Genomic DNA, 25,523 nt, shown 5'->3' on the forward strand with positions numbered 1-25,523 from the left:
GAGGCGCTTCATCCCCGCGTCGCCGGTTAGGCTCGACGGCCGCCCGCCCCCAAAAGCCGTCGGGCCGCCAGAAATCCCGATATCCTATTGGTCACGCCCTCCTCCACCTCGCCATCACTGCGTAAACGCTTTGGACATCTGATCCGCAAAGGGTTTCAACAGATAAGACCAGACATTGCGTTCGTCGGTGCGGATATGAACCTCGGCGGGCATACCTGGCCTCAGCACCTTCGCTTCGGTCAGGCAGCTTGATTTGCTTTCAACCTTGATACGCGCCGAAAAATAGGAAAGCTGACGTTGCGGGTCTTTAATCAGATCTGCCGAGATGTGTTTCACTGACCCTTGGCAGACCGGAGTGGTTCCCACGTCGAACGCCGGAAAACGGATTGATACCGGCTGCCCAGGCCGGACATCGTCGACCCGCGACGGAGGGATCAGCGCGTCCACCACAAGATCGTCGGTATCAGGTACGATGGTCATAAGCATCTCGCCAGGCGCGATAACGCCGCCGACGGTATGGACAGCCGATTCCTGTATCGTTCCGGACTGTGGCGCGCGGATCGTTGTCTTGGTCAGTTCATCCTGCGCCACAATCCTCCGTTCGTTGAGTTCGGTCTGCTTGGCTTCCGTCTCGCGGAGTTCGGTCGTCACGTCAGTGCGCCTTTGGTCATCCAGCTGCAGCATCTGCAACCCCGTTTCGCTGATGCGCGCCTGGGCTTCAGCTACTGCTGCAGCGAGGCGACCCGATTCTCCCCTGGCCCGGGTGGCATCCAACTTGATGTTGCTTACCCTCTCCTTGGAGACGAGTTTTTTGGCGTAGAGGGAATCAACGTCGGCGAAATCCTTGCTCAGCAGGGCAACCGATTCATCCACCGCGCTCTGTTGCGCTTTAAGACCGTCGATCTGACGTTCAAGTTGCTGGGATTGGCTTCTCAACTGCGCCTTCTGTCCAGCCAAAGCCGAAGCGCGCGTTTCAAAGAGAGCGCGTTCGCCGTTGACGAGCGCCGCCAGCTCCGGTTGGTTCATTCGCGCCTTCAGGTCGACCGGCAGCTGCATTTCCGCCAAGCCCGTGCGCTCGGCCTCCAGCCGGGCGAGGCGAACGGTCGCGCGATCGAGATCCTCGCTGATGATTTGCAGGTTCGCGCGTGTCAGCGTGTCATCCAGCCTGACCAGCACGTCGCCGGCTCGTACATGATCTCCGTCCTGCGCGAAGATTCCGCCCACTGTGCCTCCGGTTTGATGCTGGACCTTCTTGACGTTGCTTTCTACCACCACGGTGGCCGGTGCAACCACGGCGCCGGCGATCTTGGTCAATCCCAGCCACAGGCCGCCGCCAAGGACCAGCAGACCTGTAATCACCAAGCCGAATATCAGGTTGGCCCGAATACCGTCCGGCAGATCTGGCGAGCTCACGGCAGGCCCTTTGCTGCCACGAAGGGTCCGGGCATAGGACGAGAAGGTGACGAATGTTTCGAGCAGAGCCTCATGCATGCCCGGCAACCCCCGGTATCGGCGCCAAAGAAGATGGCCGAGGTGAAACAGGCGGTGAAGGTCGGAGCACGTTCGCCAAGACCTCCTCGCGCGAGCCAAAGGCATGAACCGTCCCGTTCGACATAACCAGCACCTGATCGATGTTGGCGAGTGCCGAGGGACGATGCGCAACGACAATGACGATGCCCCCGCGCTGACGCACTGCCCGTATGGCGCCGGCCAGGGCAGCGTCCCCATCCACGTCGAGGTTCGAGTTCGGTTCGTCGAGCACGACAAGGAACGGCTCGCCATAAAGTGCTCGGGCGAGACCCACGAGTTGCCTCTGCCCTGCCGACAGGGCTGCTCCCCCCTCCCCGATGCGGGTCTGAAATCCCTGAGGGAGTTGCATGATCATTTTCTCGACGCCGGCGGCTCTTGCCGCCGCAAGGACGCCTTTTGGATCCGTCTTGCCTCGGAACCTCGAAATGTTGTCTGCTACCGTGCCGTCAAACAACTCCACATCCTGCGGCATGTAGCCGATATGGGCGCCGAGATGTTCCGAGTTCCATTGATCGAGAGAGGCGCCGTCCAATCTCACCGAGCCATGGAGCGGCTTCCACACCCCGACCAACGAACGGGCCAGCGTCGTCTTGCCGGAGCCGCTCGGGCCGACGACGGCCATTCCAGCCCCCCTCGACAGGTGGAAACTTACATTTACAACGGTCGGTCTTGTCAGGCCGGGCGGCGCGACTGTCAGTTGCTCGACGGCAAATCGTGCCTGTGGACGAGGCAATTCCATCGGATCGTCCTGACTGCCAAATGCAGCCATGACAGCTGCCAGCTCGCTATAGCTGCGCCGGGTCGATAGAAAACCTCTCCAGTTTGCAATCGCCGCGTCAACTGGGGCCAAGGCCCGGCCGAGCAATATGGAAGATGCGATAATCACCCCAGGAGAAGCTTCACCGCCGATGACCAGGTAGGCACCGAGCCCCAGAACGCCGGATTGCAGACCCATGCGAAGCGCCTTCGAGAAGGAACTGGCGCCACCGACGACATCCGAGAGGCGCTCCTGCTGACCAAGATATGCACGGCTGACGTCGCTCCAGCGTCGAGCCAGTCGACCAGCAAGCCCCATTGCATGAACAACCTCGGCGTTGCGCCGGGCGGAGTCGGCAAGCGCCCGTTGCGACGACAAGCCTTCGGAGGCGCGCGCGGCCGGACCACGGCTAAAGACTTCCGCAACCGCCGTCAGGAGGACCACGGCGATCGCGCCGACGGTTGCCAACAAGCCGAGCAAAGGATGGAGCAAATAAATGATCACCAGATAAAAAGGGATCCACGGAGCGTCGAAGATGACCGTCGGTCCCGTTCCGGAAAGAAAGCCGCGCAGTCGGTCAAGATCGTGCAAAGGCTGCAGACGGCCCGCATCACGTCCTGCCTTGAGCGGCAAGGACAGGGAGATGGAGAACACCTTTTCCTGCAAATTTCTATAGAGAAGACTGCCGATGCGGACCAGCACGCGAAGCCGCACGAAATCCAGGAGCCCGTAGACCGCATACAAGCCCAGCATGCCGATCGTGAACCCCACCAGGGTGGGAACGCTCTGCGACGGCAGAACGCGATCGTAGATCTGCAACATATAAACCGAACCGGTCAGGGCGAGAATGTTTATCACTGCCGAAAACAGCGCCACGCCAAGCAGCCCAGGCATGCAGGCGAGAATGGCGGAACGCAGCTCGGGAGAACCGGCCCCCGATGTTTTCATGACCAGCGGTCGTTCGCGCGACACTGCCGCGCCGTTACTTCCGTAAATTGTGATGGCTCAAACCTTTCTTGGTGCGCATAGCAGCCGCGATCCGTCGCCCCCCTTATTACGCTCTGCTTACATACGTCGACTTTGAGGAAAATGCAGCGGATTCGTGGCGCAGGACCAACGAAACGCGACCCACAGCGTGCACAGGCTGGGGATAACTCCCCCAAAAAATGGCAATTCACGCTAGTAACGCAGTCCAGAATGGAACACGCAAAAGGGGCTTATGTCCTTGCTTCCACACACTTTCAAAGACGCCACGGTCGTTCGCACAAAATACCTGATGCGGAGCAACAACTTAGATCAATCAAACCTTTTGTCGTTCTGTATTCTGTATTTGATCTCGTCCCGATACACCAATCACCCGAGCAGACCATCAGTCTCCCAGACTTTCAGGGGCGGCAAATTGACGACCGTCAGGCCGGCACGCCGGATCGTCATTCAAACGGAGGAGGACGGTGATCGAGCCTGACGTATTGTGGTTTAACGCATGCGCAGGGATGGCGACTGGAGGGCTCGTTCACCTCGGGGCGCTGGCCGACGGGTTCGACCCGCCCCATCTGTGACGGCTGCCAACCTGCCCAAGGAGGCGGATCGCGCCTTCGCCATCGTTGTTATCAGAGCGGACGCCGCGTTAGCCGGTGCGTTATCCGCGTAGTGGGGTGTTGCGTGGAAAAGAAGTATCGGAAATTAAGAAGAGCTGTCTGGGAAACGATATATAGGGTCAGCTTGATAACCCCGAATTTCTACGTTCTGAACTACCCCATAGCAGCAGCGGGATTCTTTAACGGGAACAATAGGTTCCCAAGACGGGTTTCCAGTCAATCGGCTACGATAAATGATTTTATATTTGACAGAATGATACGAAATAGATGGGGATACCTGGAGAAGATTTTCGTTGATAAGCATTATGCTAAGTACATAGCTAGTGGAATCGCAGGCCTTAAAATCCCAAAGACGATCTCTGTATTCAAGATAGATAGAAATACGACGCCAGATGACATTTTACTTTGGATCCAGCCTTTCCTCGGACGTCATTTCGTGATGAAGCCGACCCATTCCTCTGGAAAAATTATATTCCTCGACAAACCGCTCAATAGGAAAACCGTAGAGGAATTCTTAAATTTCTCTAAGAGGTCGTACTTCAATATTGGACGAGAGACACAATATTATAAAATGGAAAAGAAATTAATTGTCGAAGACAACATTTCTACTGGCGGTGAATTAAGTGACTACAAATTCTTTTGCGTTCGCGGCAAGGCAATTTATCTTCAGGTCGACGTCGGTAGATTTGTTGATCATAAAAGGGCTGTCTTTTCTCTTCCGGATTTTAAGCAGATTGATGTCATGTATGGTTATGACCTGCCAGAAAACGTAGAAAGGCCGGAAAATCTCGAAAAAATGATCGAGATCGCGGAAACGATATCTAGGGATGTTGAGTTTGTCAGGGTTGATTTGTACAGCATTAACGGTGACATATATTTTGGAGAGATGACTTTTTCTCCATGCGCTGGGTCGGATCATATTTCAAACGAGAGTTGGGCCATCGATTTTTTAAATAGGATCAAAGCAGAAAGTGCTCCTAAAGCAGCGATAGGTGGCCGCTTCACGCCGCAAGCGGCACGATCTTTCGACCATCAAGTTGGCGGGTGAGCCGCGAGGGCGTCAGCGCAAGCCTCGGTTCATGTGCCGAGGCACCCCAATTGGCTTTCCCCTAGTTGGGGATAACCCGGTCGGGAAAGGCGGATATTTCCCAATCACGCGGCTCAACAATGAGCCGGATGAGAGGGGCTTATGTTGTTGTTGCGGCACTGTTTTAAAAGACTTCGGTTGACCGAAGAGGAACATCTCCTGCTGTGCAGCAATCCTGTCGGCGATCAAAGATTCTATCCAGCGGGTGTCGTATTTGATTTGGGCCTAATATGCGCCGTCAACTAAGCAGACGTGGGGCATAACCGAATCAACCAAAGGATTTTTGGATGACACTCCACTACGCGTCCGGTGGATCAGCCGCCGAGATCGCAACCGCCGGATTCAATCTGGCTGATGTTCAGTACGTTTCGCAAGTCAATGCCTTGCCGGAAGGCATGAAAGGCTTGGTTTATCTCGGTGAGCACGACGGAGTAACTTCGTCTTTCATTGATAAAGTCACTCCCTTCATAGGTAATCCAAATGTGTTCGGGTTTTACCTTAGCGACGAGCCTGATCCGACAGGCAAGTGGGGCAGCTACGCAACCGCTGCAAACCTAAAGGCGGAATCCGACTGGATTCATTCTCATGTTCCCGGCGCCAAGACCTTCATCACGATGATGAACTTGGGCACGGATGGCTCCCCGAGCTACATGAACCCGAACGACCCGGCCCACGCCGCTTACAATCCGGCGAATACGGGCATCGATTTCTACGGTATCGGCTATTACCCCATCAACAACACTTCGGCTCCCGACTACACCCATATCGACAAGATGGTTGCGGCTGCCGGTGAAGCGGGCATCCCGATTGACAAGATCGTCCCGCTTTACCAGGCGTTCGGTGGTGGCAACTGGGAAACCAGCGCTGGCGGCAAGTTTGTCATGCCCACCGCTGCCCAGGAGCAGGCCATGATTGATCGTTGGGCCGCACTGGTTCCGTCGCCGGCCTTTGACTATACCTATAAATGGGGAACGCAGAATGGCGACACCGCGCTTGAAAGCGCCTCGGAACTGAAAGCCTTTTTCCTCCAGCACAATCTCGAGGGCACCCATGCCCCGGTCTCGCCCCCGGTTAGTGATCCTGTCACGCCCCCGGTCAGTGATCCGGTCGGCACACCGACCACACCTCCTACTCACGTCGGCACCCCTGCTCCCACCGCGCCGGCCCCGTCGGGCAGCGATCATGTCTTCCATGGCACGCGCGGCGCAGACGTTTTCCACGCAACCGGGGGCAATGACAAATATCTCGTCAACAATGCTCATGACAAGGTCATGGAAGCGCCAAACGGGGGCTTCGACAAGGTCGCGGCCTCGGTGAGTTACGCTCTTACGGCGGGATCACATGTCGAGCAGCTCTCCACCGCCAATTCGGGTGGCAGGGCGTCCATCAACCTGACCGGCAACGAATTCGGTCAAGCCATCTATGGAAATGGCGGTGCCAACAAGATCAATGGCGGCGGTGGCGCCGACAAGATGACCGGCTATGGCGGCAATGACACCTATTACGTCGACAATGCCCACGACAAGGTGGTGGAGCAGAGAGGAAGCGGCCTCGACAAGGTTCTTGCCTCGGTGAGCTTCGCTCTTTCGGCTGGCTCGCACATCGAGCAACTCGCAACCACCAAGACGTCCGGCAAGGCCGCCATCAATCTGACCGGCAACGAATTCGGACAGACCATTCACGGCAATGCCGGTAACAACAAGATCGACGGTGGCGGCGGGGCCGATACGTTGACCGGGCACGGGGGCAGAGATGCCTTCGTGTTCAGTACCGCCCTTGGTTCTGGAAACGTCGACAGGATCACTGATTTCAACAAAGCCCAGGACAAGATCCACCTCGACCATTCCATCTTTGCCGGTCTCGATCAGGGGGGCCTCTCGTCGGACGCTTTCTTTGCCGGCAAAGCGGCGCATGACAGTTCCGATCACATTATCTACAACAGTTCGACCGGAGCTCTTTCTTTCGACAGCGACGGCGTCGGAGGCGCAAACCAGATCCATTTCGCGAGCCTCTCTCCGCATCTGTCGATTACCGCATCGTCTTTCCTGGTCACCTGACGCTCCAGCGACGAATGCCTTAAAAGGTCGGCGAGGTCTTGGGGCCTCGCCGACAGTCGTTTGGGCCGAGCGTCCGAACTTCGCGCCCATCAGCGAGCCGCGGAGCTCAGGTCCGCCACGCCTTACTCCAGCCACTCATCGTGCCCACTTCAGGCAATGCCGTGGGGGCGTCCCGGTGAGACTGCGTCGGCAAGACAGGAGGGACATTAGCGCTCCCCCACCGCGAGGGAATCTCGCCTCACTGGTCCTACCCCTTTCCAAACATCATGGTGTCATTCAAACGGACGAGGACAGGAACCCGGCCTCCCCATAGCGTGCACTCGGGCGGGATGCGCTCATAGGTGATGAAACCGGGCCGTGGCAGCATCGAGAGCGTCAGTTACTCGATTGCCCGCCGTGTGCGCTGGGGAGAGGCAGATGAACCCACATCTGGTCTGCGTGGGAGGCGAGGATCACGCCTTGAGAGTTCCCTTCCTCATCGCGCTGCGAGAGAAAGGCTTTCGCGTTACGGCGGTCTCGAGCGGTTCTCCCGTACCGTTTTTAAGGCATGACATTTCGCATCACAGGTTCTCCTTCGACCGGTTTGCATCTGGCGGCGGGGAATGGCGTGCTCTCGGAACGATGCGCCGATTGATGCGGGAGCTTCGGCCCGACATCATCCAGAGTTTCGACACCAAGCCAAATCTGTTGACGCCCCTTTCCATGCGGGGAACAGTTCCGGTTATTCGCACCATCAACGGGCTGGGCTGGACGTTCTCATCTCTGGCGCCTCGCGCTTTGGCCCTGCGTCCGGTCTATTGCGCGCTGCAATGGCTCGCGTCTTCGTGGACGGCGGCGACCGTTTTCCAAAATCGTGATGACCAACTGTTCTTCGAGCGCTTTCGGCTGACCGGTCGCGGAAGCTCGCGACTGATACGCAGTTCCGGAATCGATGTCGATGCGTTCGCAACGGTGCGCCACCTCGGGTCCTCGGCAACGAAGATGCGTAGGGAACTCGGCCTCCAGTCCGCCGAAGTGGTGATCTTTGTCGGCCGCTTGACCCGTCAGAAGGGTGTGGGAACCCTCCTCGAGGCGGTTCCTCGCGTCGTGGCCGAAAGACCAGCAGCACGATTTGTGCTTGTCGGCCCGCGAGAATCCGAAGGCTCATTCGCAATCGACAAGTCCGAGATCGACCGGCACGCATCTCATGTGCTGGCCTTGGGTCCACGACGCGATGTCGCTGATCTCCTTGGCATGGCCGATGTATTCGCCTTTCCCACCCAGTATCGCGAAGGAGTACCGCGTGTGTTGCTGGAAGCGGGGCTTTCGGGACTGCCAATCGTGGCTTCCAGGATGCCAGGCTGCAGAGACGTCGTCGAAGACGGGTGGAATGGCTACCTGGTTGCACCGCATGACGCCGATGCCCTTGCCTCGCGAACAATAGACTTGCTGTCCGACCGCGCTGGGGCAAAGGCAATGGGCGCCCGTTCCGCTGAACTTGTGCGGGAGCGATTTGCCCTGCCGTTGGTGGTCGATCAGTACTGCGATCTGTACGAAAACACACTCCGCGCGGGGCTTCCGCGACCGCTCCCTGCTGTCGCACTTGAGGGCAGCCTCGCAGATCACCGGGGCGGAGCACGTCAATGATCCGGGACGCCTTGCTCGCCCTGGGAGTTGCGATGTCCTACGCGACGCAACTGGCCGTTCCGGGATTGTCGCTCGGCTATGGCGAATTGTTCATCGCGATCTGGATCGCTCTGGCGATTGGACGAATATTCGCCGGGGGTCGTCTCCAGGTCACACCCGCTTTTGTCCAACTGGCGAGCTTCTGGCTGATCTTGTCGCTGGCTTTGGGAATCGGCACGATCGTCGGCTACCTGACCACCGTCCTTTACTTGACCGGGCTGGTACATGACGTGATGGCCTACATGCTGCTGGCCGGCTTCACATGCCTGGCGGCCGCGGAGCCCGACGCCGATCGTCACCTTCGCCGCAGTGCCTGGTGGGTGATCGCCATCGCCAATGGAAGCTTCGTAATTCAGCTGGGATTGGCATTTGGGGTGGCCCACCAGCCCGGCGTCGACCCCTGGTTCTGGGACAGATTCCGTGGCTGGTCCGAGAACCCGAACCAACTTGCGCTCTATTGCGCGCTTTTTGGCCCCCTGGCTTTGCACCTTGCCACGACCACCCGCAACCCATGGCGCCGTTTGCTCGCATTCTCCAGCCTGATCCTGACCTTTTATGTCGGCCGGCTGACGAAGAGCGACACCTATCTCTACACCAGTATCCTGAGCTGCCTCGTCTTTCTCGGATTGCGGCTTCGTGCATGGATCGCAACAAGCGGTCGCGCCAGCCTGCCCCGCTTGGCAGCAATTGTGCTGTTGGCGGGTTCCTTGCCTTTAGCGCTGGCGATGACGCCGTACGCGCTCACCGAAGAGGCCAGCGTCGCCCATTTTGCCAAGAGCCTTACCAAGGACCAGGGTGGGGAAGCGACACTCGAAACATTCGAACTCCGGCTCTATCTGTGGCAGGATGCGGTGGAAACGGGGTTGAAATCCGGGTCCCTGGGATTAGGCCCTGGGCCTCACCTCGAGCGCCCGCCCGTCGCCGACCGTCAATTTCTACAGCGCCCTTTCGAGGCCCATAACACCGTTCTTGACCTTTACCTGCAGGGCGGATTGCTTGCGGTGATGGCATTGGTCTGGATCGTGGGAGCCGCAATGTCGGTTGCCTGGCGAGCGGGCTTCGACGCGCTGCTGGTGCTCGGTGCGTCGACGATAATCTTCAGCATGCCTCACCTGATCATCCGCCATCCGATCGTGTGGTTTTCGCTGGCTTTCTGCCTCGTTGCCGGAAATCCGACCGCACTTCGGCCGCAACTTGCCGAGCCCAGGGTGCCCTAAATGTGTGGGATCGCCGGAATTCTATTGGCTTCCGATGCCACAGACATAAAGCCGCTCCAAGCGATCGGGCGGATGACCGCATCGCTGCGTCACCGGGGCCCGGATGGCGAAGGGCTCTGGGCCGATCGCGAGGCTGGAATCGCATTGGGCCACAGGCGATTGGCAATTGTCGACCTGTCAGCCGCCGGGCACCAGCCGATGCATTCTGCCAGCGGCCGGTACGTGATCACCTTCAACGGTGAGATATACAATTTTCGCGATTTGCGTCGCGAACTCGAGAGTGCGGGCCAAACCTTTCAAGGCGCCAGCGACACCGAAGTGATGCTCAGCGCAATCGAGCATTGGGGGCTTGAAACCGCCCTCAAACGCTTTGCCGGAATGTTCGTGTTCGCATTGTGGGATCTGAAGACAAGAAGCCTTTATCTGGCCCGTGACAGGATGGGCAAAAAGCCCCTCTATGTTGCTTCGACCCGAGACGCATTGGTCTTCGCCTCTGAGCTGAAGGCGATCAACACCTTTCCGGGCTTCTCTCCCGACCTTGATCTTGATGCCGCGGCGGCAATGCTTTCAACGGGATGGGTGCCGGACCATCTCTGTATCTGGCGAGGCGTGTTCAAACTGCCGCCTGGTTCCGTCCTTTCCGTCACCGCGGCGAATTATGCCGAAGACCGCAGCGCGGACCGTCTTTCCCAACGCGTTCACCGCTGGTGGTCACTGGCTGACGTTGCAGCCGATGGGCGACGGAACCCCGCTACCGGCACCGACGAAGATCTGGTTGACGAACTGGACAACCGGCTTCGGCTGGCCGTGCGGGAACGCATGATCGCCGACGTCCCTCTGGGCGGCTTCCTGTCGGGCGGGATCGACAGCTCAGCCGTGATCGCCCTGATGCAGGCTCAATCCTGCAAGCCGGTTCGCAGCTTCACGATCTCGTTCGCAGAGGGCGGCTTTGATGAAGCTCCATACGCAGCGGCCGTTGCCCGTCATCTGGGCACCGACCACTCCGAACTTCACCTCTCGCCCAGCGCCGCACGTGACGTCATTCCCGAGTTGCCGCAGGTCTGGGATGAACCCTTCGCCGATGAATCGCAGATACCGACCTTGCTCGTTGCCAGGCTCGCCCGTCAGCACGTCACCGTAGCGCTGTCGGGCGACGGCGGTGACGAATGCTTCGCAGGATACGGCCGCCACTTCATGGCGGAGCGGTTGAAACGACACCTGCGCCTGCCCCGACAACTGCGCCGAACCTTGGCGGCAGGGGCAGGTTTTTTCGCACGCGCCGGACGCGACGATGTCATCGGCAAACTGCCACTCTCTGCGAGCGCGAGGCATTTTATCCGGAGCGACCGGATGGAACGTCTCGCCCGGCTGCTCACGGCATCGAATGAAGACGAATTGTTTCAGCGGCTGGCGCGGCCACAGGCTGAAAACCTGGGACGTCAGCGGCCCACCGAACCAATCTACGGCCACGGCGGTCCGCCGCTTGACGACCTGCTCTCCCGTCTTCTGTACGATGACATGGCGGGGTACTTGCCTGGCGATATCTTGGTGAAGCTGGACCGTGCCACTATGGCCAACAGCCTTGAGGGCCGGTGTCCTCTGCTTGACCACCGCGTTGTCGAATTCTCCTGGCGGCTGCCATCCAACATGAAAGTTCGTGATGGCGCCGGCAAATGGATTCTTCGTCAATTGCTACGCCGCTATCTCCCGCAGCACCTGATCGAGCGTCCGAAACAGGGCTTCGATGTCCCTATCGCAGCATGGCTGCGGGGTCCGCTGCGCAACTGGGCCAGCGATCTTCTCGCCGACATGCGAGCAGAAAGCAGTGACGTATTGGACGCTGCGAAGATCGACGCCTGCTGGCGCGATCACATTGATGGCCAGAACCGCTCGCGCGAATTGTGGTCCGCATTGATGTTCCAGGCCTGGCGGAGCCGAGCCAACCGGCAAGCACAGCAAACCGGCCCAATTCATGAACCCGATCTGGCAGGAGTATAAAATGGTAGGTTCCGCAATCAGCCCGATCCAGCTGCCACGGATCAATCAACCACCAGCACCGGTTCTCGAAGGCAGAGTGCACGTGCGGTCATTGCGCGAATATGTCGAGCCGGCCACCGCGTCGCACCAACTCTTCGTGATTCTGGCAAGGCGAAAATGGTCTATTGTTGCCTTCGCTGTGTTGGGCGGGCTGCTGGCGGGGTTGCTTGGAAGTCTTCGCCCGGTTCTCTACGAAGCAACTACTCAGCTTATCATCGACGCCCCATCGCGCGGTTCACTGCCCGTCGGCGCCCCGTCTTCGCAGGACCTCGTCGATTCAAGCATAGATGACCACATCACGATGCTATCGTCGCAAGACCATCTGCGCCGCGTCATGGCGGCACTGCGCAAGACAGGTGCGGCTGAAACCGGACAGGACAATTCCGCTAGCGGGAATTCCCGGCTTGAGCCGTCTGCCATCCCTCCCCCGAGGACACGCTCGCTTGCCGGTGGTCTACTGGACCGACTGTGGCCAGGAGCGGACAAAACAATCAGCGATTCACAGGCCGAGGATGCCTCCGAATTGAGAGCCTTGCGGCAAGGAATGCGGGTCGGGCAGGAGCTGCGATCGAGAGTAGTCTCCGTCGCTTTCGCCGATGACAGTCCCGCGCGGGCGGCGCTCGTGGCCAACACATTCGCTCAGGTCTATGTCGACAATCTGATAAGGAGAAGGCAGGCATCCGACCAGCAAGAACTCGATGCGATCACCACCAGCCTGCCCAGGCTGCAAAACGATCTGCAGGCAGCGGCCGACCGCCTTGAGAAATATCGGTTGAGCCACGGAGCCATCGACCAAGGCTCGGCGGACAATGCAGCCAGGGAACGGGCCGACCTCAGCCAGCAATTGTCGATGTCAAACGCAGATCTCGCCGCTGTGGAAACTCGGCTGCGACATGTTCAGGAGCTTCGAGCGCAGGGGGCTTCTTTCGTCTCCGTGGCCGAAGCCATTGGCGGGCCTGAACTTGCCGATCTCGCGGCTCGACAGGCTCGCGCGCCTGCGGACCAAGAACTCAGAAACATGACCGAAAGCAAGGTCGAACAAGGCATCGACAAGATTGCTGCGGACGCAAACATTTTCCGTGCCCAGATCGCCACTCTTGAGAGCCGGAAGGCCATTTTGGATGCGGTCATGGCCGACACCGCCAGCCGGCTTTCCGGGTTGCGGGTTCTCGAGCCGCAGGTCAGTTTGCTGACCCAGCGATACAACGAACTTCTTGGCCGGCAACAGGATTTGACGCGGCGTATCGGAGTTCCCTCGGCTGGAATTTCCATCCTATCGGCGGCATGGCCGCCGACCATCCCGCAGACCTTGCCCGCCATCTTCCTTGTTCCGCCCGGGATGATTGTGTTCGCTATACTGGGCGCGATTTTCGTCACGATGCGCAATCACTTCGATCGGACTTTCCGCGGTGAGACCGAGGCGGAAGCGGTGCTCAAGGTTCCATGTATGGGGCAGATTCCCGAAGCAGGCAGGGTGCATGCCAAACGACTGCGAACCCTTGTCCTGGGCGAGCGCAGCTCCGCCTATAGCCGCGCCGTGACGTCGTTGCTGATTGCTGCGGCGCCCAATGCGCTGAGGGCTCGTTCGTCGTACACGGCGCTTGTCACCTCCAGCGTCCCGGAGGATGGGGGGACCGAGCTCGCATGGAGTCTGGCGCTGGCCGGCACGCGGATGGGCGGTCGTGTTCTCTTGATCGATCTTGAACGCAAGGGCGTTCAACTCACGCTCGAGTTCCTGCATCAGTTCAGCGAGCGCAAGAGCCGCCATTCCTTCGCTGACTATGTCTGCAATCGCAGCAACCTGGAAAACGCCGTGGCCAGTCTGCATGAAATCGGCATCGACGTGATGACCGCTGCTCCGTCGGACGATCTGCTGGCGGTGTTGTCCTGCGAGGATGGGGGCAAAGTGATGGCGGATCTGCACTTGACCTATCGCATCGTCATCATAAACCTGCCGTCGGCGCTCGGGCGGCCGGAAGCCAAATTTCTGGCTGGATGGGCTGATGCGGTGCTTTTTGCCGTCCGATGGAGGAAAACGCCACGTACCCTCGCTCGCGGGGTGCTGGAACTCCTTCAGGGCAACGGTTCTCTTGCGGTACCCGTCGGCAGCGTCCTCACGCAAGTGAACTTGAAAAAACATGCCGGATATCGGCTCGAGGATAGCGCCGACCTCTTGCGCGAGCAGATAGCATGACCAAGCACAGGCTCGTCCTTGGGCCGCGGACCATCCGGGGGCGGTTCATCCAGGGAGCGGCCCGGACGATTCAGGGTGCAGCCTGTCCGCAGAGCGCGTCATTCAGGTGAATGATGGCAAGGTTCGGTGTGCATCGTAGGCTGCGGCAATCCCCGATATTTGCCTCCCTCGGAAGCGCGAACCGATGGCACTGAGCGACCTTCTGAGACCCAAGATGGTTCCCGCGGCCGACACAGCCATCATCGCTGTTCGGCCGAGCACGATCGGTTCGATCATTCGTGCAGCTGGTGAAGTGTCGGCGATGGCAATTGTCGGCCAACTCACCCTTCTTGCTGCGATTCCGGTCTTGGCGCGGCTCTATTCGCCTGCGGATTTCGGCATCTTTACGATTTATCTGTCGATTGTGAACATACTCGCCGGGGTCGCAGCATTGCGCTTCGAGGCGTCACTCTATGGGGTTAAGGGGAGCGCCCAGGCCTATGTGACGGTCAAGCTTATCCTTTTGGCTGTGTTCGTGACCACCGTCCTGGCCTTTTCGGCCGGACAGATGCTGTCGAACCTTGCTCCCAACCGCCTCGGCTCGCTTGCCTGGCTCATTCCGATCGGAATGGGAGGCGCAGGTCTGGTCGAAGCCATGAACTGCTGGAGCCTGCGTGCTGGGCTTTTGCGCGACTTTGCCCTTGGGCGGCTGATCCTGCCGGCGAGCATGGCTGCACTGCAATTGGTTTTCGGCATTGCCAACCTTGGCGGCGAAGCGATGATCCATGCCCATATTTTGAGCCAGTTCGTCTTTATCGGGTATATCGGTTATCGGGTGACGAGCTGGGAGGATTTGCGCGGCATCGCCCGGGCACCTTGGCGTGCGGTGTTCGAAAAGGCCCGGCGGGAATACAAATTTCCTCTGTTCGATATCCCCGCAACACTCGCGAGCATAGCGATCAACAATCTTCCGGCAGTTCTTGTCGGTGGGCTGTTCGGCACCGCATTTGCCGGATATTTGGGCGTAGCAACGCGCCTGGTTACCGGTCCAGTGACGCTGATCGCTTCACCGCTCAGCAATGTTTTTGTCGCCGAAGCAAACCAGAACAACAATCGTGGACACCTGCTTGGCGTGGCACGCGGGCTTCTCCTGCTGGCTGCCGGCTTTACCGCGGTGCCGATATTGCTGCTTGGACTCGCCGCGCCCTATGTGGTCGTTCCGCTCCTGGGCGAGCCTTGGATGCCCACCGCGGAAATCATGACCGCACTGGCGCTGATGGGCGCGGCACAAGCGTTGTCGACTCCGCTTAGCGACGTTCCCGCTCTGCTACGTCGGCAAGGAACAAGACTGGTCATCGACCTCGCACGAGCGGTTCTCGTGTTTGGCCCGCTGCTCGCCGGCGCCCAGGCGGGCTGGCAGCCAGTCACCGTCATCTATTTCATGGCCGCCGGCGGCGCGTCGGGTTTCGCTCTGAAAATGGCAGCATCGCTGTATTTGTTGACCCACGACCCTCAACCAGCAGGCGCTGCAACGTGCATCCAACATGAATGTCTCGAGGAAAAAACACCATGAATTCGTCGTCGGTTGACAATCTTCAAGCGGCAGTTGCGGTCACCCAGCATGATCGTGCCAATGTCTCATGGTCACGCCCTTTTATCTCTGTCGGGATACCAACCTTTCGCCGGCCCGATACGATCCGCAGAGCGATCGACAGCGTCCTGGGCCAGGATTACTCCGACTGGGAGTTGGTCGTGAGCGACGACGAGGGAGCGCAGGGCGAGACCTGGGCTATCGTGACCGACTATGCACGAAGCGAACCTCGCATCCGCATCATCGAGAACAGCCGAGGTCGCGGTCAGGTGGAGAACACCAACAACGCTATGCTGGCTTGCTCTGGACGGTGGATCAAGTTGCTGCACGACGATGACTGGCTTGCGCCAGGTGCACTCAGGACATTCGCCGAAGTTGCCAAACAGCACCCGTCGGTCGCCTTCATGACGTCTGCCGCAAACATAATCGAGGACAAGCGAGTGAGATTTCGCCAAGTCCCCAAGGAGCAGGAAGCGATCTCCCTTTATTCCAGCCAGCAGTGCCTGATGGACCTCTATCTGGTGCGCGCGACACGCTGCCTGGGGATCATTCCATCCACATTGCTGATCAACAGCGACGTCATTCGTGCCGGCTGCTTGATGCGCACGCACAAAGAGATTCCGGCCGGAGTGGATCAACTGTTCTTCGTCGATCTAGCCAGCCATGGGGACATGGTGGCGATAAGCGATCCGCTTACCTTTTATGATGCAACGAGCCATCCAAGCATTACCACGTCAAAGAGTTTCCGCGAGGTCGACGAAGTGACCCTCGCCGTCAAGCAGCTTAACTGGAATCTCATCAAAGACCGCAACCATCTCCCGCCTCCCGAGACATTGCTGCGGGCGCTGCGGGTTGCTCGTATTCCCATGCGGTTCCACCAGCAGTCCTGGTTGACCACATTCCTGGATGGGATACAGATCTTCCGGCCTTCGGTCATGAAGGTGGCGGGCTGGCACGTGCTTAATCACGTGTTTGCAATCCGCCCAAGATTGGGACGGGTGCGCACGCGACGGCGGTAAGGTGAGGCTGGCCGACAAGCACATCAGCGACAGATTGCGCGCACAAGCCTGTTGTGCGCGCGCATGGTAAAGGCGTTTGCCTCACGGCAAAACGCATATGCGCCCAAGAAGAGCTACCAGTTCCGCCTGTCGCCGTGTTTCGGTCTTGGCGAACAGCGACGCCAGCTGCGACCTTATCGTGGTCCGGCTCAAGCGCCGCTTGCGGGCTATTTCCAAAGGGGCATCGCCCTGCGCCAAGCGCAGTGCGAGCTGCGTTTCGGCACTCGTCAGACCAAACATTCTTTGCAGCGTCTGGGGATTTGGCCCGGACCTGTTTTCACGATCCAGCAGCGCCACGATGCTTGTCGCGTCAGGCGTTGCTATGCCCTTCTCGTTCAATATCAGGGGCCTGTCGCCCATGCCTCGGATCACCACCCATGAAAGCGTGCCAGGAGAAAAATTGCCCGGCACGTTTGCGATCAGCCGTCTCAGCGCAGCAAATACCTTGCTGGCCGTATCGGCTGCCTCGCCTTCGCGCTCCAAGGTGTTTTGAGCGGCTGAATTCCACTCCATGACCTTCCTGTCGCTGTTCAGGATCAGGTAGCCACAACCGATGCGATCAAGCATTCTCACAACAGATGCAAGGCTGCTCTGCCGTGGCTCGACAGCAACGCTGTCGAACCGTTGTGGTGCTTGATGCCAAGCGGAAGCATGGTCACCTTGCGTTCTCAAGGCGGAGACAGGCTTTCCCCCGAAACTTCCATATTGGCGACCAAGAATTCCATCATCTTGCCTACCAACCAGTGCCATTTTCTTACCTCCCGCAAAACGGCAACGCCTCCCAGTCAAAAGGAGGTGCCTTAAACATGTCAGTCAGGTCGCTTGGAGAGTAGCGGTCCGATCCGCCCCCGACATCGGACAAAATGCGCGCTACAATCCCGGGGAACAATCCTGCGGTCGGACTAGTCTGTACGCTTTTCGGTCTAATCTCGACGGACTAGTCAGAAGGTTATAGTCTGGCACATGCGTTTGCATTCGCTCAGTTTGCATCCGAACAGCTCAGGCAAGTTGCTGACCCGCCTTGCCTCGATGTCGCTCCTGATAGCGACACTTGCAGTCGAGACAGCGCTGCCGACCTCTGTGGCATACGACATCGGCTTTTTTGAGTTTGTTCCCGCCATTATTGCCATCTCATATCTCGAAGATCGCATGATCGCTCTTGCGGCAACATTTGTGATGGTTGCCGTCGGCTTGTTGACGCGGGATGTCCTGCACCATCCAATGCATGTCGGCCTATGGGTTCAAGCCATTCTGCTGCTGGTTGCAGGGGGGATGATCGCCCTGACTTTCCACCGGCAGAGGCAGGACTACCGCACCCTTTTGCAGGTTGCGGAGGCTAGACTCGCGGCCTTGGAAGCAACCGAAAACAGGTATCGCTGGGCATTCGAACGTGCCGCCATTGGCTTTGCCAACATGAATGAGAACGGAGAGTTGCAACGGTCCAACAAGCGTCTTTGTGAGATGACAGGGTATGTCGAGGAGGAGCTTTCAAGTCTGCCGCTCAGCGCACTCGTCCACCCCGACGACAACCACACCTTGGCGGAAGCGTTGACTCGCCTGAAAGACACGACTTCGTTCGGCTCGGAGATCCGTCTCCTGAGAAGAGACGGCACGATTTTGTGGACAAGATTGGCCCTGTCTTTGGCCGTGCCAGCCGATGCTCTCCCTCAAAGCATTTTTGTAGTGGTGGACGACATATCGGGAGAGCGAACCGCCCGCGAGGCACTCCGGGCTCAGAAGGAATGGTTGGACCTGGCGCTATCGTCAAGCCGGTTGGGAACATGGCGCATAGATTTCGAGAGCGGGTCCGTGAAGGGCTCAGCCGCGTTCTGGGAAATGATGGGGCTGGCACCCGCGCCGAGCCGTCCATTGCAGGAATTGACTGCGGTCGTTCACCCGGCCGACTTGCCTAATCTGATGGCCCCGGGAGAGCTTGCATCAGGCGCCGACTATGACGCTGAGATCCGCATCAGGCGAACTGGCGGACATATCCGCTGGATTGCTCTTCGGGGACGGGACGAATTGCGCGACGGTCGTGCACAGCGAATAGGAGTCGCCGCGGATCTCACCGATCGGCGCATAACCATTCTGCTGCGGGCTGCGGCGAAGAAGCGAGAGCGGGCTATGCTTGAACAGCGCCATAGGCTCAACAATCTGTTTCCGGTGATCACGGCGCTTGTGAATATGGTTGGTGCCCCCGACAATGATATCGCCAGCTATAAGCAGACACTGATCGAAAAGATCGGCGCACTCCAGGCGACGCATTTGCTTCTTTCACGCGATGGCAGCCTGTCGGCTTCCCTGCGTGACCTCATCGTTCAGGAGTTGCAGCCCTATATGGGGACGCATGACATTTCGATCAGTGGACCCGAAATAAAAATGGCTGAGGGTTCGGCTGAGAGCTTCGCAATGATCGTTCACGAGCTTACGACCAATTCCGTGAAGCATGGGGCTCTCGGCACTCCGGCAGGACGGATCGAGGTGGTGTGGCAATTCGTGGCCCAGGAGCCCGGCGCCGACATAGTGTTTGAATGGTCGGAATCGGGAGAGCGCCGGGTCTCCACCTCGGCTCGGCGTGGCTTTGGGTCGTTGATTATCGGAGCCGACGGTGAGCCTATCGTGGGCCACTCTTCCAAGCTTGAGATGCTGGATCACGGACTGAAATATTCGGTCCGGCTGCCGCCAAAAGCAATCGGCGCTAGTTGATGTCCCTGGCGGCCCATGTCTTCAGCAAAACCGCGGCTTCCGTCCGATTTCGTGCCCCAAGTTCGCGCAGGACGGCAGCCGCATGAATCTTCGTCGTCGCTTCTGCAATTTCAAGAGAGCGGGCAATCTCTTTGTTCGAGTAACCTTCAGCCATCAACCTGAGGACTTCCTTCTGTCTGGACGTAAGCCTGCCCAGATTGTTGACGCTGATGGTCCTGTGGGGCATTTGCGTGGGAGCCTCGGATGGAAGGCGCACCGACTCCTTGGACCTTTGTGAAAGAAGTGCCGGAACGTAAATGCGGCCAGCCAGGATTTCGTTCACCGCCAGGACCACCTCCTCGTCCGTTTGGGACTTTACGATATAGCCATGAAGTCCAATCGAGAGGGCAGTTAGAATCTCGGCGCGTGAATCGGTCCCTGAGACAATTGCAAACCGTGTGTCGGGATGAGCCGGTAAGACGTCGCGAAGGTCGTCCTGACCGGACAGTCCCGGCATGTTCAGGTCGATGATGGCGAGATCAACAGGCGCCTGATCTTCAAGCAAGCTTATGACGGTATCAAAACACGCCGCTTCGAATATTTCCAAGTCTGGAATGCCGGCCATCAAAGCCAGTCGCAGCCCACGACGATACAAGCCGTGATCATCGGCGATGATAATACGATACATGAACCACCCACCTTTTGGCAGCCCGCATGTGTCCCTAGCTGCCGAAACCTCCCTTTGGATGGACTGTACGGTGACCCAACACAGATCAGCCGCCCGCTGATCCCCCGTATGTCGACGCTCGCCGCCGCCCATCGGCACATTTCAACCTTCTAATATAGCTTACAATCGCACACATTTCAGGGCCAGATGTTGAAGTGTTTTTTTCGTACGAACGGTAGCGATGCCCTTCCGAGAAGGTCGTTGCCGGCGCCGGACATGTGAACAGTTCCCAGCTCTGATCGCCCTGCCGCGCCCATGCGCTGCCAACTGGAATATTGAATCAAAAGGCCGGGAAAGTGCCATTCAAATGCACGACGACGCCTTCACAAGCGCCACTTACCATCGCTGCACTCCGGAGAGGCAAAACCAACACTGGCGTACCTTCCGGCCGGGTGGGTTGGACCCATCACACCGCGACAGTCGTATCAATAGGAGGACGAGATGAAAGCGGTCATTCAGTGCGGTGGAATGGGAACACGCCTTCGGCCTTTCACATCCATATTGCCCAAGCCTCTCATGCCGATCGGTGCTCGACCGGTTCTTGAATTGCTTTTGAAGTGGCTGCGGCGGAACGGCATTCAGGAAGTCTACGTCACGACCGGCTATCTGGGGCACTTGATCCGCACCGTATGCGGGGACGGATCCCAGTGGAATCTAAGGATACGCTACACCCAGGAACTGGAACCTCTCGGCACCATTGGCCCGCTCTCCCTGATCAGGGAGGAACTGGACGAGCCGTTCATTGTTCTCAATGGGGACGTACTTACCGATCTCAGTCTCAGCCGGTTTGTGGCATCACACCGCACACACACGGATCCAGTCACCATAGCCACCGCATCCCGCGTCATCAAGATGGACTTCGGCGTCATCGACGAGGTCGACAATACCGTTCAAGTATTTCGTGAAAAACCGACGCTATCCCATTTGGTAAGCATGGGGATATATTGCATGAATCCAGACGTTTTTCGTTTTATACCTGACGGCATCGCCTTCGGATTCGACGATCTCATGCTGCAGATGATGCAAAACGGCACGAATGTGCACGTCTACAAACATGACGGGCTTTGGCTGGATATCGGACGCGTTGAAGATTTTCAAAACGCACAAACCATTGCCTGGGAAGAGCAGTCCGCATCGATCGAGGTCTCGGCAGCGGCCGCTTGAGGGCTGAACGCTCGACCACGCCAACATGAGGAGGTCGTAATGCTCTTGGTCAGCGCTCCTATTCTTGGCTTTCCGGAAAAGGCGGCCTTGGCCAAAGTTGTCGACAGTGGCTGGCTGACGATGGGGGACCAGGTACGAGCCTTTGAAGAGGCCTTCGCGGCCGTGCATGATGCGGTCGATTGCGTTGCCGTCAGCTCTTGCACCGCCGCCCTGCATCTCATTCTCCATGCACTTGGGATCGGTCCCGGAGACGAAGTTCTGGTTCCCTCGCTGACCTTCGTGGCGACCGCGAATGCAGTGCTCTACGTAGGAGCAACACCGGTATTCGTCGACATAGAGTCGGCCGAAGTGCCACTGATGTCCCTAAGCGACGCGGAAGCCAAGTGCACCGGACGCACCAAGGCCGTCATTCTCGTCCACTTTGCCGGCTACCTCGCCGACCGGGAAGAATGGCAGAGATTTGCCCGTGTGCGAGGACTGCATATCGTCGAGGATGCCGCGCATGCTCCCGGCCTTAAGGAGGTGGGGACTTACGGTGCGGCCGCGGCCTTTAGCTTCTACGGCAACAAGAACATGACCACCGCGGAAGGTGGGGCCGTAATCGCCCGGGATGCACAGCTCCGTGAAGCGATCCGCCAGGCGCGCGGACATGGCATGACCAGCGGCACACATCAGCGGCTGAACAGCCGCACGCCGCAATACGATGTGACGATGCTCGGTTTCAATTACCGCATGGATGAATTGCGCGCCGCTATTGGCTTGGTCCAGCTTCAGAACCTGCAGGAATGGAATGAAATCCGGCGCATATTGGTCGTCCTCTATCGACGTCTGATCGCAGACTATTGCTCGGCTGTGACAGTTCCGTTCTGCAAACCACGGACCTCGGCCTATCACATCATGCCTGTCCTCCTGCCACATGACGTCGACCGGCAAACGGTGATCGACCATCTGCGAACGAAGGGAATACAGACCACAATCCACTATACGCCCGTGCACCAGATGACACTCTATCGCCAAATGTTCACTGAAATCCATCTGCCGAAGACCGAGGATTTCGCGCAGCGGGAGTTGACGATTCCACTACATCCGCAAATTACGGCAAGTGCGATCGAGTCGGTGGTTGTTGCGTTGGCCACCGCGATTGAAAGCAGCGGGCGCGCGGGAGCCGCGGCATGAACGCACTCGACGTGACGATGCATCGGCCCGCCGTAGCTGGCACCAGCCACGGAATTGCCAGGCGCGCGATGGATATCATCCTCGCCGCAGCAGCGGGAATGGCACTCGCTCCGCTGATGCTACTGATTGCTGTCGCACTCTTTGTCGAGGGTGGTTGGCCCGTGCTTTTCGCACAGACGCGCCTGGGTGCCGGCGCAAAACCGTTTCGCATGTACAAGTTCCGCAAATTCAAGACAACAGCCGATCCTTTCGGCCTTGCGCTGACCATGAACGATGACAGCCGGATGACGCGGTTAGGCCGTTTTCTCGCGGCAACGAAACTTGATGAGTTGCCGCAACTGTGGAACGTTTTTACGGGAGACATGGCAATTGTCGGCCCGCGGCCGGAAAGCCTTGCCTTCGCCGATTGTTTCCGCGGCGGCAATGAAGCCGTCCTGCAGTGGAAGCCCGGCCTGCTCGGCCCGACCCAGGTTCTATTCCGTCACGAAGCCTGTTTTTACCCGCCTTCCCTTGATCCGCTCCTGTTTTATCGAGAGGTCCTGTTCCCGGCCAAGGCAACGATCGACCTCGCCTACTATCCGCGGCGCACGATTGCATCGGACCTCGTCTGGATAATGCGAGGCTTCAGGGCGGTTTTCGGCGTGTCCCTGCCTCCCGCGGCGAGTGGGTAGAGTTGGAAGGTGAGGAGAGTTTGGCATGAATGGATTGTTGTTCGTTCGCCAGTTTGACAGCTCACACGATCAAAGGAGTGCACAGTCGTGAGCTATCGCGGCAGGAAGGTCCTGGTCACGGGTGCGGATGGATTTATCGGATCCCACCTCACGGAAGCGCTGGTGCACGAAGGCGCCGATGTCACAGCACTGGCCCTATACAACTCGTTCGACAGCCATGGCTGGCTGGACGATTTACCCGACCACGTTCGAAGCCAGTTGCAATGCATTCGTGGGGATGTTCGTGACAGCGCGTTCATCAACCGGATCGTGCGCGGCCAGGCGGCGGTGTTTCATCTGGCTGCGCTGATTGCGATTCCCTACTCCTACGCGGCTGCCCAATCCTATGTGGAAACCAATGTGCTGGGCACCGTGAATGTCCTCGAAGCGGCACGCCACTGGGAAACCGAACGCATTGTGCATACGTCCACGAGCGAGGTTTATGGCACCGCTCTGACCATGCCGATCGACGAATCCCACCCGCTGCAGGGACAGTCCCCCTACTCTGCATCCAAGATCGGCGCAGACATGATGGCGGCGTCCTATGCCAGGTCCTTCGATGTGCCGGTGGTCATCCTGCGACCGTTCAATACATACGGGCCGCGCCAGAGCGAGCGGGCCATCGTGCCGACCATCATAAGGCAGGCTCTGGACGAGAACTGTCCGGCGATCATGGTCGGCGACACCAGCCCAATCCGCGACCTTACCTTTGTGGAGGACACTGCGGCGGCATTTGTGGCGGCAGGGGCGGCCGAGCTTGAATTTGGCCATGCCTACAATGCAGGCAGCCAGCGCGCCGTCAGTGTCTCGGACGTTTTGGAGTTGGTGCTCGAGTTGAGTAGCACCAGGAAACCAGTTCGTCGAGATGAAAGCCGGATGCGGCCGCAAAACTCCGAGGTTCGCGCGTTGCTCGCCGATTCCTCGAACCTTGAAAGTAAAGTCGGATGGCGGGCACACACGAGCTTGCGTGATGGTCTGGAAAAGACCATCGAGTGGTGGCGCTCGCGCCTCAGCGAAGGCCGCGTCCGACGCGAAATGAGCTACATGACATGACCTTTCCGCGGCTCATACCAGCTTTGCTGTTGATGGCCGCTCTGCTGGCGCTGCACACAGCCGGAAACCGGCCGAGCGGTGCGGCAGGCACGGAGCCGGCAATGGATCTGCCCGCTTATCTGAAACCTGCAACTGATCCGGCGACAGGGATCCGCTTTACTCGGATCACTCAGCCCGGAGCGCTTGGCAGCGGAATTGTCTGCGGCAAAATATATTGCAGTCATCGCTACTCGAGCGCGCAAGCCTGGAATGCGGATCAGAGCCTCCTCGTCCTCATGAACGGCTGCAACGGCATGTGTTTCCTCGACGGGAAAACCTACCTCCCTTTGTTTCATCGCAACAAGTCGGGTGAGTGCGAATGGCGCCCTCGAAACGCGGAGATGATGATCTGTGTCGATGGTCAAAAGATATCGACCTGGGCGCCCCGCACCAATCGTGAGGACATAGTGTATGCCGCAACGAAATATCGGGATCTCGAATTCGGCCCGTCCAAGGGAAATCCTAGTCGTGACGGCAACCGCATTGCCGTACGCGCGACCCGCAATGATGGAGCTGCTGTCGTCTTCGCATACGACATCGACCGGCGTCTGAAATACCCGGACATCGATCTCGCCCAGGTTGCCGGAACGACCAGTTCCTGCACCATTTCTCCGCTCGGAGAGAACATCCTGTGTTTCCAAAATCTGGTCGACGGCACCGAACAGCGAGCCATTTTCGCAGTCGACGGCACCCTGCGCCAAACGTGGAAGGATCATCATCGGCCCGGCCATGGCGATTTGACTCTCGATGCGGATGGCAGCGAAATTTACGTCGGAACCAGCAAATCCGCTCCGGACAAATATCAGGTGATCAAGCGTCGGCTGTCCGATGGAAAGGTCACGTCGCTCACGAAGTACGGTGAGGCCGAGCATACGTCGCTGCGTGCTTTGGACAGGCCCGAATGGGCATTTATAAGTTACGGGGGCAATCCCGATGAGGTTCGGAGCCACCCGGACTGGGCGCCATACACGCGCGAAGTGATCGCGCTGCGTGTCGACGGTCGTCAGGAGGTCCGACGCATCGTGCAGACGCGAAACGCTCCGTTCGACTATTGGAGCGAGACACATGCCTCACCCTCCCCTGATGGGTCGCAAGTGATCTGGTCGAGCAATTGGGGGGTGCCTGGTGGGCCGGTCTACGAATTCGTCGCCCATCTCGATTGGCCGCAGCAGCCGGGCCTGAATTAAAGGGAGATTGCC

Annotated in this window: 18 protein-coding genes; 14 read left to right on the forward strand and 4 right to left on the reverse strand. The window is 58.6% G+C overall.

Annotation, left to right across the window (positions count from 1 at the left end):
- Positions 1–114 precede the first annotated feature (114 nt).
- Both AC0NIL_RS27135 and AC0NIL_RS27140 read right to left on the reverse strand, forming a co-directional pair.
- On the reverse strand, positions 115–1,491 hold the full coding sequence (locus AC0NIL_RS27135; RefSeq protein WP_127367990.1) for an HlyD family type I secretion periplasmic adaptor subunit: 1,377 nt from the start codon (positions 1,489–1,491) through the stop codon (positions 115–117).
- Entirely contained in the window at positions 1,484–3,235 is a 1,752-nt protein-coding gene (locus AC0NIL_RS27140) for a type I secretion system permease/ATPase (RefSeq protein ID WP_275953872.1), read from the reverse strand. Before AC0NIL_RS27140 ends, AC0NIL_RS27135 begins: the two co-directional genes overlap by 8 nt.
- Positions 3,236–3,949: 714 nt before the next feature.
- On the opposite strand from AC0NIL_RS27140, the gene AC0NIL_RS27145 reads away from it, so the two are divergent.
- From AC0NIL_RS27145 to AC0NIL_RS27180, 8 genes are all read left to right on the forward strand, one after another.
- On the forward strand, positions 3,950–4,933 hold the full coding sequence (locus tag AC0NIL_RS27145; RefSeq protein WP_275953873.1) for an ATP-grasp fold amidoligase family protein: 984 nt from the start codon (positions 3,950–3,952) through the stop codon (positions 4,931–4,933).
- 326 nt (positions 4,934–5,259) lie between these two features.
- Complete coding sequence (locus AC0NIL_RS27150; RefSeq protein ID WP_275953874.1) at positions 5,260–7,029, forward strand: calcium-binding protein; 1,770 nt, start codon at positions 5,260–5,262, stop codon at positions 7,027–7,029.
- A 417-nt stretch (positions 7,030–7,446) separates the two neighbouring features.
- Positions 7,447–8,655, forward strand: a complete 1,209-nt coding sequence (locus AC0NIL_RS27155; RefSeq protein ID WP_024502435.1) for a glycosyltransferase family 4 protein — start codon at positions 7,447–7,449, stop codon at positions 8,653–8,655.
- Positions 8,652–9,911, forward strand: coding sequence for an O-antigen ligase family protein (locus AC0NIL_RS27160; RefSeq protein ID WP_024502434.1), 1,260 nt, complete (start codon positions 8,652–8,654; stop codon positions 9,909–9,911). Before AC0NIL_RS27155 ends, AC0NIL_RS27160 begins: the two co-directional genes overlap by 4 nt.
- Positions 9,912–11,909, forward strand: a complete 1,998-nt coding sequence (gene asnB, locus AC0NIL_RS27165; protein ID WP_275953875.1) for an asparagine synthase (glutamine-hydrolyzing) — start codon at positions 9,912–9,914, stop codon at positions 11,907–11,909.
- 1 nt (position 11,910) lies between these two features.
- The gene (locus AC0NIL_RS27170; protein ID WP_024502432.1) at positions 11,911–14,142 is read left to right on the forward strand and encodes a GumC family protein; all 2,232 of its coding nucleotides are present in this window, start codon (positions 11,911–11,913) and stop codon (positions 14,140–14,142) included.
- Positions 14,143–14,326: 184 nt separating this feature from the next.
- The gene (locus tag AC0NIL_RS27175; RefSeq protein WP_013533110.1) at positions 14,327–15,694 is read left to right on the forward strand and encodes an oligosaccharide flippase family protein; all 1,368 of its coding nucleotides are present in this window, start codon (positions 14,327–14,329) and stop codon (positions 15,692–15,694) included.
- Positions 15,691–16,731, forward strand: a complete 1,041-nt coding sequence (locus tag AC0NIL_RS27180; protein ID WP_473572775.1) for a glycosyltransferase family 2 protein — start codon at positions 15,691–15,693, stop codon at positions 16,729–16,731. Before AC0NIL_RS27175 ends, AC0NIL_RS27180 begins: the two co-directional genes overlap by 4 nt.
- Before the next feature lie 81 nt (positions 16,732–16,812).
- Here AC0NIL_RS27180 and AC0NIL_RS27185 read toward each other — a convergent pair whose 3' ends face one another.
- Positions 16,813–17,520 (reverse strand): helix-turn-helix transcriptional regulator, encoded by a 708-nt coding sequence (locus AC0NIL_RS27185; RefSeq protein WP_024502429.1) that lies wholly within the window; start codon positions 17,518–17,520, stop codon positions 16,813–16,815.
- Between the two features lie 213 nt (positions 17,521–17,733).
- Between AC0NIL_RS27185 and AC0NIL_RS27190 the strand changes: the two genes are divergently transcribed.
- Positions 17,734–19,476 carry a PAS domain-containing protein gene (locus AC0NIL_RS27190; protein ID WP_275953877.1) on the forward strand — a complete coding sequence of 581 codons (1,743 nt, stop codon included), beginning with the start codon at positions 17,734–17,736 and terminating at the stop codon, positions 19,474–19,476.
- Here AC0NIL_RS27190 and AC0NIL_RS27195 read toward each other — a convergent pair.
- On the reverse strand, positions 19,469–20,143 hold the full coding sequence (locus tag AC0NIL_RS27195; protein ID WP_013533114.1) for a LuxR C-terminal-related transcriptional regulator: 675 nt from the start codon (positions 20,141–20,143) through the stop codon (positions 19,469–19,471). The two genes, AC0NIL_RS27190 and AC0NIL_RS27195, sit on opposite strands and share 8 nt — an antisense overlap.
- A 480-nt stretch (positions 20,144–20,623) precedes the next feature.
- Between AC0NIL_RS27195 and AC0NIL_RS27200 the strand changes: the two genes are divergently transcribed.
- The 5 genes from AC0NIL_RS27200 to AC0NIL_RS27220 all read left to right on the forward strand — a co-directional run bounded on the left by AC0NIL_RS27200 (position 20,624) and on the right by AC0NIL_RS27220 (position 25,511).
- The gene (locus AC0NIL_RS27200) at positions 20,624–21,346 is read left to right on the forward strand and encodes a nucleotidyltransferase family protein (RefSeq protein ID WP_013533115.1); all 723 of its coding nucleotides are present in this window, start codon (positions 20,624–20,626) and stop codon (positions 21,344–21,346) included.
- A gap of 39 nt (positions 21,347–21,385) precedes the next feature.
- Complete coding sequence (locus AC0NIL_RS27205; protein WP_013533116.1) at positions 21,386–22,522, forward strand: DegT/DnrJ/EryC1/StrS family aminotransferase; 1,137 nt, start codon at positions 21,386–21,388, stop codon at positions 22,520–22,522.
- Positions 22,519–23,193 carry a sugar transferase gene (locus AC0NIL_RS27210; RefSeq protein WP_027163966.1) on the forward strand — a complete coding sequence of 225 codons (675 nt, stop codon included), beginning with the start codon at positions 22,519–22,521 and terminating at the stop codon, positions 23,191–23,193. The genes AC0NIL_RS27205 and AC0NIL_RS27210 overlap by 4 nt, the downstream gene beginning before the upstream one ends.
- Before the next feature lie 87 nt (positions 23,194–23,280).
- Positions 23,281–24,285 (forward strand): SDR family NAD(P)-dependent oxidoreductase, encoded by a 1,005-nt coding sequence (locus tag AC0NIL_RS27215; RefSeq protein ID WP_275953878.1) that lies wholly within the window; start codon positions 23,281–23,283, stop codon positions 24,283–24,285.
- On the forward strand, positions 24,282–25,511 hold the full coding sequence (locus AC0NIL_RS27220) for a hypothetical protein (protein ID WP_027163967.1): 1,230 nt from the start codon (positions 24,282–24,284) through the stop codon (positions 25,509–25,511). The genes AC0NIL_RS27215 and AC0NIL_RS27220 overlap by 4 nt, the downstream gene beginning before the upstream one ends.
- The last annotated feature ends 12 nt before the right edge of the window (positions 25,512–25,523 follow it).

Source organism: Mesorhizobium sp. WSM1343 (assembly GCF_055901535.1).

Excerpts from the sequence above, each read along its gene's own strand:
- AC0NIL_RS27150 (WP_275953874.1), top strand. The coding sequence starts at position 5,260 with ATGACACTCCACTACGCGTCCGGTGGATCAGCCGCCGAGATCGCAACC.
- AC0NIL_RS27200 (WP_013533115.1), top strand. The coding sequence starts at position 20,624 with ATGAAAGCGGTCATTCAGTGCGGTGGAATGGGAACACGCCTTCGGCCT.
- AC0NIL_RS27140 (WP_275953872.1), bottom strand. The coding sequence starts at position 3,235 with ATGAAAACATCGGGGGCCGGTTCTCCCGAGCTGCGTTCCGCCATTCTC.
- AC0NIL_RS27155 (WP_024502435.1), top strand. The coding sequence starts at position 7,447 with ATGAACCCACATCTGGTCTGCGTGGGAGGCGAGGATCACGCCTTGAGA.
- AC0NIL_RS27210 (WP_027163966.1), top strand. The coding sequence starts at position 22,519 with ATGAACGCACTCGACGTGACGATGCATCGGCCCGCCGTAGCTGGCACC.
- AC0NIL_RS27220 (WP_027163967.1), top strand. The coding sequence starts at position 24,282 with ATGACCTTTCCGCGGCTCATACCAGCTTTGCTGTTGATGGCCGCTCTG.
- AC0NIL_RS27195 (WP_013533114.1), bottom strand. The coding sequence starts at position 20,143 with ATGTATCGTATTATCATCGCCGATGATCACGGCTTGTATCGTCGTGGG.
- asnB (WP_275953875.1), top strand. The coding sequence starts at position 9,912 with ATGTGTGGGATCGCCGGAATTCTATTGGCTTCCGATGCCACAGACATA.
- AC0NIL_RS27205 (WP_013533116.1), top strand. The coding sequence starts at position 21,386 with ATGCTCTTGGTCAGCGCTCCTATTCTTGGCTTTCCGGAAAAGGCGGCC.
- AC0NIL_RS27185 (WP_024502429.1), bottom strand. The coding sequence starts at position 17,520 with ATGGCACTGGTTGGTAGGCAAGATGATGGAATTCTTGGTCGCCAATAT.
- AC0NIL_RS27135 (WP_127367990.1), bottom strand. The coding sequence starts at position 1,491 with ATGCATGAGGCTCTGCTCGAAACATTCGTCACCTTCTCGTCCTATGCC.
- AC0NIL_RS27180 (WP_473572775.1), top strand. The coding sequence starts at position 15,691 with ATGAATTCGTCGTCGGTTGACAATCTTCAAGCGGCAGTTGCGGTCACC.
- AC0NIL_RS27170 (WP_024502432.1), top strand. The coding sequence starts at position 11,911 with ATGGTAGGTTCCGCAATCAGCCCGATCCAGCTGCCACGGATCAATCAA.
- AC0NIL_RS27190 (WP_275953877.1), top strand. The coding sequence starts at position 17,734 with ATGCGTTTGCATTCGCTCAGTTTGCATCCGAACAGCTCAGGCAAGTTG.
- AC0NIL_RS27160 (WP_024502434.1), top strand. The coding sequence starts at position 8,652 with ATGATCCGGGACGCCTTGCTCGCCCTGGGAGTTGCGATGTCCTACGCG.
- AC0NIL_RS27175 (WP_013533110.1), top strand. The coding sequence starts at position 14,327 with ATGGCACTGAGCGACCTTCTGAGACCCAAGATGGTTCCCGCGGCCGAC.